This is a genomic window from Paenibacillus sp. DP01 (assembly GCF_044784315.1).
In the GTDB taxonomy this organism is placed as follows: domain Bacteria; phylum Bacillota; class Bacilli; order Paenibacillales; family Paenibacillaceae; genus Paenibacillus; species Paenibacillus polymyxa.
This window is the reverse complement of sequence record NZ_CP173059.1, coordinates 4,995,786-5,007,500: the sequence shown is the minus strand read 5'-3', so window position 1 is coordinate 5,007,500 and position 11,715 is coordinate 4,995,786. Positions and strand designations below refer to the sequence as shown.

Genomic DNA, 11,715 nt, shown 5'->3' with positions numbered 1-11,715 from the left:
AAGCCTCTAGCCAGGAGAAGGTGCCCGTACCGCAAACCGACACAGGTAGGCGAGAAGAGAATTCTAAGGCGCGCGGAAGAACTCTCGTTAAGGAACTCGGCAAAATGACCCCGTAACTTCGGGAGAAGGGGTGCCTCGGTAGGGTGAATAGCCCGAGGGGGCCGCAGTGAAAAGGCCCAAGCGACTGTTTAGCAAAAACACAGGTCTGTGCGAAGCCGCAAGGCGAAGTATACGGGCTGACGCCTGCCCGGTGCTGGAAGGTTAAGGGGAGTGGTAAGCCTTCGGGCGAAGCTATGAACCGAAGCCCCAGTAAACGGCGGCCGTAACTATAACGGTCCTAAGGTAGCGAAATTCCTTGTCAGGTAAATTCTGACCCGCACGAATGGCGTAACGACTTGGGCGCTGTCTCAACGAGAGATCCGGTGAAATTTTAATACCTGTGAAGATGCAGGTTACCCGCGACAAGACGGAAAGACCCCATGGAGCTTTACTGCAGCTTGATATTGAATTTGGGTACGATCTGTACAGGATAGGTGGGAGCCGTAGAACTTTGAGCGCCAGCTTGAAGGGAGGCATCCTTGGGATACCACCCTGATCGTATCTAGGTTCTAACTTGGTACCGTAATCCGGTACGAGGACAGTGTCAGGTGGGCAGTTTGACTGGGGCGGTCGCCTCCTAAAGAGTAACGGAGGCGCCCCAAGGTTCCCTCAGAATGGTTGGAAATCATTCGAAGAGTGCAAAGGCAGAAGGGAGCTTGACTGCGAGACCTACAAGTCGAGCAGGGACGAAAGTCGGGCTTAGTGATCCGGTGGTACCGCATGGAAGGGCCATCGCTCAACGGATAAAAGCTACCCTGGGGATAACAGGCTTATCTCCCCCAAGAGTCCACATCGACGGGGAGGTTTGGCACCTCGATGTCGGCTCATCGCATCCTGGGGCTGAAGTAGGTCCCAAGGGTTGGGCTGTTCGCCCATTAAAGCGGTACGCGAGCTGGGTTCAGAACGTCGTGAGACAGTTCGGTCCCTATCTGTCGTGGGCGTAGGAAATTTGAGAGGAGCTGTCCTTAGTACGAGAGGACCGGGATGGACGTACCGCTGGTGTACCAGTTGTTCCGCCAGGAGCACCGCTGGGTAGCTATGTACGGAAGGGATAAGCGCTGAAAGCATCTAAGCGTGAAGCCCCCCTCAAGATGAGATTTCCCAATTAGTAAGACCCCTTGAAGACGACGAGGTAGATAGGTTGGGGGTGGAAGTGCAGTAATGCATGGAGCTGACCAATACTAATCGGTCGAGGGCTTATCCTAAGATAAGACGCAATGAAGTTTCGGATCCAGTTTTCAGGGTGTAACCTTGAAGGTATGTAGAAGTACATACGACAAGCGTATAGCTATTCATTCACAGAATCCGTGATGAACCGAATAAGCTTACGGAAGAATTTACGGTGTAAATTCACGTTTGGTGGCGATAGCGGAGGGGTTCCACACGTACCCATCCCGAACACGACCGTTAAGCCCTCCAGCGCCGATGGTACTTGGACCGCAGGGTCCTGGGAGAGTAGGACGCCGCCAAGCGAGTTTTATAATTATTATTCCCTGATAGCTCAGTTGGTAGAGCACTCGACTGTTAATCGAGTTGTCACAGGTTCGAGTCCTGTTCGGGGAGCCATTTGCTCTCATAGCTCAGTAGGTAGAGTGCATCCATGGTAAGGATGAGGTCACCGGTTCGATCCCGGTTGAGAGCTTGTTACAGGATGGCCCGTTGGTCAAGGGGTTAAGACACCTCCCTTTCACGGAGGTAACAGGGGTTCGAATCCCCTACGGGTCATAGGATAGTATGGAGGCTTAGCTCAGCTGGGAGAGCATCTGCCTTACAAGCAGAGGGTCGGGGGTTCGATCCCCTCAGCCTCCACCATATTTTATTCTCTTACATGGATGAAATATAGGGGAATTGTGAATCATATGCATATTGGGGATTAGCCAAGCGGTAAGGCAACGGACTTTGACTCCGTCATGCATAGGTTCAAATCCTATATCCCCAGCCATTAAGAGCCATTAGCTCAGTTGGTAGAGCACCTGACTTTTAATCAGGGTGTCGAAGGTTCGAGTCCTTCATGGCTCACCATTATCATTGTATGCGCGTGTGGCGGAATTGGCAGACGCACTAGACTTAGGATCTAGCGTCTTTGACGTGGGGGTTCAAGTCCCTCCACGCGCATACCTGTTTTTGCGGACGTGGCTCAGCGGTAGAGCATCGCCTTGCCAAGGCGAGGGTCGCGGGTTCGATTCCCGTCGTCCGCTCCATATTTGCGCCCTTAGCTCAGCTGGATAGAGCGTTTGACTACGAATCAAAAGGCCGGGAGTTCGAATCTCTCAGGGCGCGCCATCTTTTTAAAATAATATAATATCGGGATGTAGCTCAGCTTGGTAGAGCACCTGGTTTGGGACCAGGGGGTCGCATGTTCAAATCGTGTCATCCCGATACTGATTTGCGGGTGTAGTTCAATGGTAGAACTTCAGCCTTCCAAGCTGATAGCGTGGGTTCGATTCCCATCACCCGCTTACCGATTACCTAGAAGCCGAAAGGCTTCTTTTTATTTTGTCCACAATACATTAACTTCTATGTATATAGAGCATTAAATGATGCCTCTTGTCATGCACGGTTGGGGATGACTTGTGCATATCCTATATAGGCTTTTATCACCTAGACCCGGATTTCCCCTCTTACGGCCCCCTTTTTCCTGTAGTAAGGCTAAATTCGTGATCAAATCCATTGAAAATAGGAATCCTATAATTATTATGTTGCGAAATTCATGGTGATAACTCTACATCTGCTCCTTTTGTTGTGCACACTCTTCTTTATTTATGTGGGTAACACGTAGAGATTAATGAGTAAACAGATTTAGAATACTGAGATTATGGCTTTTTTGTGTATATCTTTGTGGTAGAGCGCAATGAATTTCACTTTGTCAACAAATAATAAACATATACACATCATGACACAAGAATTTGTACCTTTGAAAACGCACCTTTTAAAAGAGACTGTGCATAAAGTTTCGCACATCAATAGCTATAAAATCAGATTAAATTTTTAAATTTCATTATTATGTATATATAACCAATATATTCTCCAAAAAAGTATTTCAAAAGCATGATTTTTTCCTGTAAATTTTGCAGCTTTTCATACGTTTTTATTGTATGATGTTAAGAAAGTGTCAAATTTCGTGTGTATACGTACCTTTGCTACAACTGAATAGGTGTGGAACAGATCAGATGGGGGGAAAAGCATGACTGAGCTTACGTTAACCGCTAACAAAAACCAATCCAACAATCTGCTACGGCGGGACGTTCGTTTTCTAGGAAATATTCTTGGTGAGGTTTTGGTTCATCAGGGTGGCAACGAACTTTTGGATATCGTGGAGAAAATACGTGAGGCAAGTAAATCGTTACGTGCCGGGTATCAGCCGGAGTTATACGAGAATTTCAAACAAATGGTCAGTGGACTGGATACGGATATTCGTCACCAGGTTATTCGCGCGTTTGCGATTTACTTTCAGTTGGTGAATATCGCTGAGCAGAACCATCGTATTCGTCGTAAGCGGGATTATGAGCATTCCGCTGGTGAAGAGGTTCAACCCGGTTCTATCGAAAGTTCCGTTCAGGAGCTTAAACAAGGAGGCTTCTCCGCAGAGGACGTTAGCAACATGCTGAATGAACTCTCTTTGGAGCTGGTCATGACTGCACATCCTACAGAAGCAACACGACGAGTAATCCTGGATATCCACAAACGTATTTCCGAAGACGTCATGCTGCTGGATAATCCGATGCTTACCTTGCGTGAGCGAGAACAGGTACGGGAAAATCTGCTTAATGAAGTAATTACATTGTGGCAGACCGATGAGCTACGTGATCGAAAGCCAACTGTATTAGATGAAGTAAGAAATGGAATGTATTATTTTCATGAGACCTTGTTTCATGTATTGCCGGATGTATACCAAGAACTGGAACGATGTTTGGTCAAATATTATCCTGAGCAAAAATGGCACATTCCAACTTATTTGAGATTTGGTTCTTGGATCGGTGGAGACCGAGACGGGAATCCATCTGTTACATCTCATGTGACTTGGGAAACATTACGTATGCAGCGCAAGTTGGCTTTGAGAGAATATCAGCACACGCTGAAAGAACTCATGGGTTACTTGAGCTTCAGTACCAGCATTGTGCGGGTTTCTGATGATTTGTTGGCTTCTATTGAAGAAGACCGCGCCCACATCACACTTAAAAAAATGGAAGTATGGCATAACGAAAAAGAGCCTTATCGCATCAAACTGGCATATATGATTGCTAAGGTGAATAACGTTTTGGATGAAAGCAAACAGGGTACCAAGGAGCGCTACAGCTCCGCGGAGGAACTTATTGCAGACCTGAATGTTATTGACAACAGCTTGCGCCATCATTTTGCTGATTATGTGGCAGACACGTATATCCAAAAGATGATTCGTCAGGTAGAGCTATTCGGGTTTCATACGGCTACGCTGGATGTGCGTCAGCATAGTCAGGAACATGAAAATGCGATGACTGAAATTCTTTCTAAAATGAATATTGTGTCAGATTACAGTAAGTTGTCAGAGGAAGAAAAAATAGATCTGCTGGAACAGCTGCTGAATGAACCGCGTCCGATTACCTCGCCGTATTTAAAATATAGCGATAGCACACAGGAATGTCTTGATGTATATCGTACGATTTATTTGGCTCAGGAGGAATTTGGCAAGCAGTCCATTACAAGCTACTTGATCAGTATGACCCAAGGGGCCAGTGATTTGCTTGAGGTCATGGTATTAGCCAAAGAGGTGGGCCTGTTCCGCATCGAGAAGGATGGCACTGTCATCTGTACGCTGCAATCCGTTCCTTTGTTCGAAACGATAGATGATTTGCACGCTGCACCTGATATTATGAGAAGATTGATGAACCTGCCTGTATATCGACAATCTGTAGCCGCCATGGATGAGCTTCAGGAGATCATGCTTGGCTACTCGGATAGTAATAAGGATGGCGGTGTGGTTACAGCGAACTGGGAACTTCGGGTCGCTATGAATAGCATTACGGAAGTAGTAAACGAGTATGGCGCAAAAGTGAAGTTTTTCCACGGACGTGGAGGAGCGCTGGGGCGTGGAGGAATGCCACTTAACCGCAGTATTCTGGCTCAGCCTCCTCATACCATTGGTGGAGGAATTAAGATTACAGAGCAAGGCGAAGTGCTATCATCCCGCTATTCGCTCAAGGGGATTGCATATCGGAGCTTGGAGCAGGCGACATCGGCGTTAATTACGGCTGCTGCCTATCATCGCTCAGGAAAGAAAGAAGTGTTCGAGGAAAGCTGGGAGGAGATTATTGCCCGTATTTCCGAGGTATCACTGGAGAAGTATCAAGATTTGATTTTCCGAGACCCGGATTTCTTCAGTTTCTTCAAAGAATCTACACCGTTGCCTGAGGTAGGCGAGCTGAATATTGGATCTCGCCCGTCCAAGCGTAAGAATAGCGAACGTTTTGAGGACTTGCGTGCCATTCCGTGGGTTTTTGCGTGGACACAAAGTCGTTACTTGCTACCCGCTTGGTATGCGGCAGGAACTGGTTTGCAAAGCTACTATCAAAACAATGAAGATAACCTTAAAGTGCTGCAAACGATGTTTAGAGACTCTGCTTTCTTCCGGTCGCTTATTGATACACTGCAAATGGCAATCGCTAAAGCGGATTTGCTGATTGCAGAGGAGTACGCTGGGATGTCGGATAATGAAGAAGCACGACAACGTATATTTGGACAGATTTCTGCAGAGTTCAAGCTGACATCTGAGTTGATTTTGAAAATAACCGGACAATCTGAGATTTTGGACGATGTACCTGTTATTCAGGAATCTATCCGGTTGCGTAATCCTTATGTCGATCCGTTAAGTTATTTGCAGGTTCAATTGCTAAGTGAGCTGCGCGAGTTGCGTAATCAGAACGGTGATGATGCTGAAATGCTGCGTGAGGTACTGTTGACGATTAACGGAATTGCCGCAGGCTTGAGAAACACAGGCTGATATAGTTTGGCTGTATGATACAGGCAATCGGGTACTCATGGAGTGCCCGATTGTGCTGTGTTTATAGTAATGACGCACGAGTTTGTTACTTGTGTCCATACTTCAGTTGATTTCTGGATAAAATTAAACTACGATGAATAATCATAAACATATAATAAGTAACCCATCAGCAAGTCTGGGGGAGTATAGAGTGGATAATATGGAAAGCCGCTTGGTTAGGCTGGTGCAAAAAGGTGATCAGCGAGCTTTTGCGGAGTTAGTCGAGTTATATAAAGATCGGATTTTTCATCTTTCCTACCGGATGCTAGGTAATCGTCATGAGGCGGAGGATTTGGTGCAGGAGACTTTTTTGCGTGTGTATCGCAACTTAGAAAAGTATGACCATGGACAGAAATTCTCAACCTGGATTTATCGGATTGCTACAAATCTGTGCATTGATCGTCTGCGAAGGAGAAAACCTACATACTCACTTGATGCTGAAATGAATGATCAAGAAGGTGTTGATGGGTACGCCATGCTTGCTAGTGAAGAGCTTACCCCTGAAGGGAGCACGCTGTTGTCGGAAACGCAAGCTTTAATTCATGACGCCATTGACAGCCTTCCGGATAAATACAAGACGATTATGGTTTTACGGTACTTGCAGGAGCTTTCCTTGCAGGAAATTAGCGATGTACTCAATCTCCCAGTTACCACAATTAAGACAAGAGTACACAGGGGACGGGATTTTCTACGCAAAAAATTGGAGCACAAGCTATAAATGATGTGCATACATTCTAGGAAAAGAGCCTGCGTAGATGTTTTTATGAAACATAATGCTCGTTGTAACGTATGTAAGATGAGCAAAGTTTCTAAGCCGGAGCATGTTATGTTGAGAAACAAGGAAGAATATTAGAAAGGATTGGCTCATATGGATTGCAAACAAGCCGTCTCTTTTATGCATGACTATCTAGATGGCGACCTGTCTGAGCAGGACAAACATGAGTTGGAACAACACTTGTTAGACTGCCCGGAATGCCGCATGCGTTTTAAAGAGCTGGAGCGGACGGATGCGATGCTTTACGGTACACGCTATCATCAAGTGCCGTGTGTATCGGATGAGCTGACATTTCGCATTATGAATGCTTTGCCGCCGCATAAAAGACAGCCTGCGGTGCCTATGCTAACTTGGGTGAAGAGGCATCCCGCTGTAACAGCTGCCGCCTTCTTCCTTATTGTGATATGCTCAAGTATGGCCAGCTTTTCTAGCACGGACCATCAATTGGTAGTCAAAGGAAGCAATCTAGATCAAGTTGTTATTCAGGGCGATACTGTAATTGTACCTGAAGGGAAATCCATTGCCGGAGATTTAACAGTACAAAATGGTGAGGCCCGTGTATACGGTGATGTGGAAGGAAATCTTACTGTGATTGACGGCTCTTACTATCAAGCTTCAACCGCCCATATTGCAGGACAGGTTAAAAGTATCGATCAAACCTTGGACTGGATTTGGTACAAGGTTACCGATTTGTTCGGGGGACCGTCTTCTCCATAAAAGAAGCTTGAATGGCAAGAACGATATCGAGCGCCTTTTTCCGCTGGAAAAGGCGTTTTTTTGTATATGAATCTGGCGAATCGTACTGTATTTTACTGATTTTGGTGATTCTTTTGTCGCACAGCTTGCAACGTGAGCCTGATCGTTATAACCTAGATAGAGAGAGCATACTGTGTACATATTACACCCACTCACTACAGAAAATTGCGGGGGCATGCGCATGTTGGATTATTTTGCGGACCTGACTTGGAAAGAGTCCATTAAAGATATTATCGACATTTTAATCGTAACCTATATTATGTATCAGCTTATTTTACTTGTTCGCGGAACGCGAGCAGTTCAATTGTTAAAAGGAATTCTGTTCCTGGTCGTTATTTGGGCGGTTAGTACCTGGTTTGATTTGTACACGCTCAAGTGGTTGATGAATCAGATGTTCACCTTTGGTGTAGTGGCTATTTTTATTATTTTTCAGCCTGAGTTACGTCGTGCTCTAGAGCAGTTGGGGCGTGGTAAACTATTTGGGCGTTCGTCAGTAGATGATGAAGAGATCAATAAGTTAATTGGAGAAATGATTAAGGCGCTGAATTATTTATCACGTAGAAAAATAGGAGCATTGGTCGTATTCGAGCGCGAGACAGGACTGAACGAATATACGGAGTCTGGTATCAAGACACAGGCCGTAGTTAGTTCTGAACTGCTAATTAACATCTTTATTCCCAATACGCCTTTGCATGATGGTGCGGTGATTATACAAAATAAACAGATTGCCTCTGCGGCCTGCTATTTGCCATTATCGGAAAATCCCTTCATTAGCAAGGAGTTGGGAACCCGTCATCGGGCTGCAATTGGCGTGAGTGAGGTAACGGATGCCGTAACTGTCGTGGTATCGGAGGAAACAGGGCAAATTTCGTTGGCTATCAATGGTCAGGTCGTGCGTGACATTAAGGAAGAATCCCTAATCTCCAAGCTGTATGAGGAGTTGCGGCCAACACCGTCTTTGAAGGAAAAACGCGGCTCATTCTGGAATCGGAGGGGAGGCCGTGAAAATTCATGATGGACAAATGGATTAACAATAATACGATTTCCAAGATATTGGCGCTTGCGGTTGCTATAATGCTGTGGGGAATGGTTCATCTGGATACAGGTACTCCTTCGTCTACATTGACCGTTTCCTACAATAATAAAATAATTGATAATGTGGCCATTCAGGCCAGTGGTCTGGATGATTCAAAATATGTGCTGTCTACGATGGACACGGATCATGTAAAGATGGAGGTCAGAGGACAGCGCTCTGTCCTGACTACTTTTTTCGCGGATAATTATCAGGCAAAATTAAACTTAAGCGGCTTAGGAGCAGGCACTAAAACATTGTCACTTGAACCGGATTTACCGGATGGGGTGGAATTGGTATCCATGACTCCTAACCGTGTTACAGTAACAATTGAGGAAAAACAAACGAAATCATTTAATGTATCTATAGTACCTAAGGGTAGTCCAGATGCGGGGCTACAGCTCGGTAAGCCTGTGATTGCTCCTCAAACAGTAAAGGTTACTTTACCCAAAAGCCAGCTGAATACCGTTACTGCGGTGCAAGGGGCTGTTAACACGGATGGCATCTCAGAAAAGTTTGAACAGAAACGGGTAAAGCTGAAGGCCTATAACAAAAAGGGGCAGGAACTCACAGGTGCGGTCATTGAGCCATCCACTGTGTCAGTTGAAATCCCGGTCACTCAGCAGGCGAAGTCTGTGCCTGTCAAGATAGTCTATTCCGGAGAGCTGCCAGACGGATTGGCGCTTTCTAAAGTAAACGCAAATGTGAAGGAAGCAGCGGTATATGCATCACAGGATGTATTAAGCAGCCTGAGCTCTTATGTCACGGCTACACTCGATCTGAGTCAATTTACAGAAGCGGGGACCCGTACAGTTCAAGCTAATTTGGCAGCTCCCTCAGGTTCTGATAAAATCGAGCCAGGGTTAATACAAATTCAGGTGACCGTCGTTCCTTCCAATGAAGTAACAGATACGGAACGGACGCTGTCAGGCATCCCAATCGTTTTACAAGGTGCAGGAGATGGAGCTAACGCAACTATTATAGCACCGGCAGGCAAGACGATGGATGTTACTGTGAAGGGCCCGCAGGATTTGGTAAACAATTTAACCAATGATGACGTTAGTTTGGTGGCAAATGTAAGTGGCCTCGCGGCTGGTCAACACGAGGTTACCCTAAAAGTAGGCTTGCCTAAATACATTACGCAAGCCGGGAATGCCGGCCAACTAAAGGCAACGGTAAACATTGAGAGCCCTTCTACGCCTGCTGTAACGAATCCGAATAGTGAGAATGAATCAAACCCCTCTGGTAGTGGTGATAAGGGGCAGGAGAGGCCACAGGAGGGGCAAGGCAATCAAGGTGGCAACTCTGACGCAAATACCGGGGACAACGCAGCTGCGGAGGATAAAACAAGTCCTCATAACGGCGCAGAATCTTCTGCGAATGGAACCTCGGAGAACGGTCAGCCATAACATGTTTTATCTGTAGTAAATGATCAAGATTATTAGACAAAAAAAGGGAGTCATTTTACATGGGGAAATATTTTGGTACAGATGGTGTACGAGGCGTTGCTAATCAGGAACTAACAGCCGAACTGGCATATAGCATTGGCCGCTGCGGCGGATATGTTTTAGCAGGTAATGTAGAGAAACCGACAGTTGTTATTGGTATGGATACACGGATATCTGGACTGATGTTGGAATCGGCACTGGTAGCCGGCTTGTTGTCTATTGGGGCTAATGTGGTTCGCCTAGGTATTGTTTCGACGCCTGGGGTGGCATATCTCACACGGCAATTAAAAGCGGACGCTGGTGTCATGATCTCAGCATCTCACAATCCTGTTGAGGACAACGGGATTAAGTTTTTTGGCGGCGATGGGTTTAAATTAACCGATGAAACTGAATTGAAAATTGAAGAGCTCATGGATGCAAAAGAAGACCAATTGCCTCGTCCGATTGGTAGCGGGTTGGGTACGGTTGTTGTAGACGAGCATTCCCGCTACGATTATCTGGAGTTTTTGAAAACAACAATCAGTCATTCTTTTGAAGGCCTAAAAATAGTATTGGACTGTGCAAACGGAGCAGCTTATGAGCTGGCGCCGAAGCTTTTTGCGGATTTGGGAGCTGAAGTGCATACGATCGGCGCGGAGCCAAACGGATTGAATATCAATGATCATTGCGGCTCGACTCATCCTGAAAAGCTGAAAGAGGAAGTGCGCCGCTTGAAAGCGGACATTGGTCTTGCCTTTGACGGCGATGCCGATCGCCTAATCGCAATTGATGAGAACGGGGAAGAGGTTGATGGAGACTACATTCTCTGTATTTGCGGAGATGCAATGAACCGGGCTGGAAAACTCAAGGACAGCACTATTGTATCGACAGTAATGAGTAATATCGGTTTTTATAAAGCTACTGAAAAGCTAGCTCTCAAGACTGCAAAAACTGCGGTTGGAGACCGTTATGTGATGGAAGAAATGCGTCGGGGTGGATTTAATCTGGGCGGTGAGCAGTCTGGTCATGTTATTTTCCTTGATCACAATACGACAGGCGATGGCATGCTGACGGGGATTCAACTGGTAGATACCCTGAAAGCTTCTGGCAAGAAGATGAGCGAACTAAAATCGCTTATGAAACAATATCCACAAGTTCTTGTAAATGTACGTGTGCAGGACAAACGTAATTACGAGGGGAACCCTGCGATTGCAGAAGCGATTGAACAGGTGGAACAACAATTGGGCGATAATGGGCGTGTATTGGTCCGTGCTTCAGGTACAGAGTCACTTATTCGTGTGATGGCCGAAGGCCCGGATAAGGATGAGCTGGAGCAATTTGTCGGACAGATCGTAGATGTCGTGAAAAAAGAATTAGTTTAAAATTTTGTAAACGTGGGTTGCCTGTTAAACACAAGCAGGCAACCGCGTTTGCGGTTATTCACTAATGCTTTAATGCCTTTAGGGTGTAATTATGAATAAAGTGTCATTGCCAAATGATGCTCTGCTGAATATAATATAGGGATGCTGTGACTCAGATAGAGAAAGCGAGGGTTGTGAGGTAACGTATT

6 protein-coding genes, 11 tRNA genes and 2 rRNA genes (1 of these 19 cut by a window edge) are annotated in these 11,715 nt (G+C 45.9%); all 19 read left to right on the top strand.

Annotated elements, in window-relative coordinates; genetic code table 11:
• Positions 1-1,304, top strand: a 23S ribosomal RNA gene (locus ACH59B_RS22070) (it extends 1,642 nt beyond the left edge of the window).
• Positions 1,305-1,454: 150 nt separating this feature from the next.
• A 5S ribosomal RNA gene (gene rrf / locus ACH59B_RS22065) occupies positions 1,455-1,571 on the top strand.
• An 18-nt stretch (positions 1,572-1,589) separates the two neighbouring features.
• Positions 1,590-1,665 (top strand) — tRNA-Asn (locus ACH59B_RS22060).
• A gap of 3 nt (positions 1,666-1,668) precedes the next feature.
• Positions 1,669-1,741, top strand: a tRNA-Thr gene (locus ACH59B_RS22055).
• An 11-nt stretch (positions 1,742-1,752) separates the two neighbouring features.
• A tRNA-Glu gene (locus ACH59B_RS22050) sits at positions 1,753-1,824 on the top strand.
• 11 nt (positions 1,825-1,835) lie between these two features.
• Positions 1,836-1,911: transfer RNA gene (locus ACH59B_RS22045), tRNA-Val, on the top strand.
• Positions 1,912-1,966: 55 nt separating this feature from the next.
• A tRNA-Gln gene (locus ACH59B_RS22040) sits at positions 1,967-2,041 on the top strand.
• Positions 2,042-2,045: 4 nt separating this feature from the next.
• Positions 2,046-2,121: transfer RNA gene (locus ACH59B_RS22035), tRNA-Lys, on the top strand.
• Between the two features lie 12 nt (positions 2,122-2,133).
• Positions 2,134-2,214: transfer RNA gene (locus tag ACH59B_RS22030), tRNA-Leu, on the top strand.
• Between the two features lie 11 nt (positions 2,215-2,225).
• Positions 2,226-2,300, top strand: a tRNA-Gly gene (locus ACH59B_RS22025).
• Between the two features lie 5 nt (positions 2,301-2,305).
• Positions 2,306-2,382 (top strand) — tRNA-Arg (locus ACH59B_RS22020).
• Between the two features lie 22 nt (positions 2,383-2,404).
• Positions 2,405-2,478, top strand: a tRNA-Pro gene (locus tag ACH59B_RS22015).
• 9 nt (positions 2,479-2,487) lie between these two features.
• Positions 2,488-2,558, top strand: a tRNA-Gly gene (locus ACH59B_RS22010).
• A gap of 725 nt (positions 2,559-3,283) precedes the next feature.
• Positions 3,284-6,076, top strand: a complete 2,793-nt coding sequence (ppc, locus tag ACH59B_RS22005) for a phosphoenolpyruvate carboxylase (RefSeq protein ID WP_025675905.1) — start codon at positions 3,284-3,286, stop codon at positions 6,074-6,076.
• 190 nt (positions 6,077-6,266) lie between these two features.
• Entirely contained in the window at positions 6,267-6,833 is a 567-nt protein-coding gene (sigW, locus tag ACH59B_RS22000; protein ID WP_013373239.1) for an RNA polymerase sigma factor SigW, read from the top strand.
• Between the two features lie 150 nt (positions 6,834-6,983).
• Entirely contained in the window at positions 6,984-7,607 is a 624-nt protein-coding gene (locus ACH59B_RS21995; protein ID WP_013373238.1) for a zf-HC2 domain-containing protein, read from the top strand.
• Positions 7,608-7,827: 220 nt separating this feature from the next.
• Positions 7,828-8,661: a diadenylate cyclase CdaA gene (gene cdaA / locus ACH59B_RS21990; RefSeq protein WP_167438797.1), complete on the top strand. Its 834-nt coding sequence runs from the start codon at positions 7,828-7,830 to the stop codon at positions 8,659-8,661.
• Positions 8,658-10,127: a YbbR-like domain-containing protein gene (locus ACH59B_RS21985; RefSeq protein ID WP_016818745.1), complete on the top strand. Its 1,470-nt coding sequence runs from the start codon at positions 8,658-8,660 to the stop codon at positions 10,125-10,127. The genes cdaA and ACH59B_RS21985 overlap by 4 nt, the downstream gene beginning before the upstream one ends.
• A gap of 59 nt (positions 10,128-10,186) precedes the next feature.
• Positions 10,187-11,527, top strand: a complete 1,341-nt coding sequence (glmM, locus tag ACH59B_RS21980) for a phosphoglucosamine mutase (RefSeq protein WP_017427765.1) — start codon at positions 10,187-10,189, stop codon at positions 11,525-11,527.
• Positions 11,528-11,715: the final 188 nt, after the last annotated feature.

What these genes read in the sequence shown, in the direction of transcription:
- glmM (WP_017427765.1), top strand. Translation starts at nt 10,187, where the DNA reads ATGGGGAAATATTTTGGTACAGATGGTGTACGAGGCGTTGCTAATCAG.
- cdaA (WP_167438797.1), top strand. Translation starts at nt 7,828, where the DNA reads ATGTTGGATTATTTTGCGGACCTGACTTGGAAAGAGTCCATTAAAGAT.
- ACH59B_RS21985 (WP_016818745.1), top strand. Translation starts at nt 8,658, where the DNA reads ATGATGGACAAATGGATTAACAATAATACGATTTCCAAGATATTGGCG.
- ACH59B_RS21995 (WP_013373238.1), top strand. Translation starts at nt 6,984, where the DNA reads ATGGATTGCAAACAAGCCGTCTCTTTTATGCATGACTATCTAGATGGC.
- ppc (WP_025675905.1), top strand. Translation starts at nt 3,284, where the DNA reads ATGACTGAGCTTACGTTAACCGCTAACAAAAACCAATCCAACAATCTG.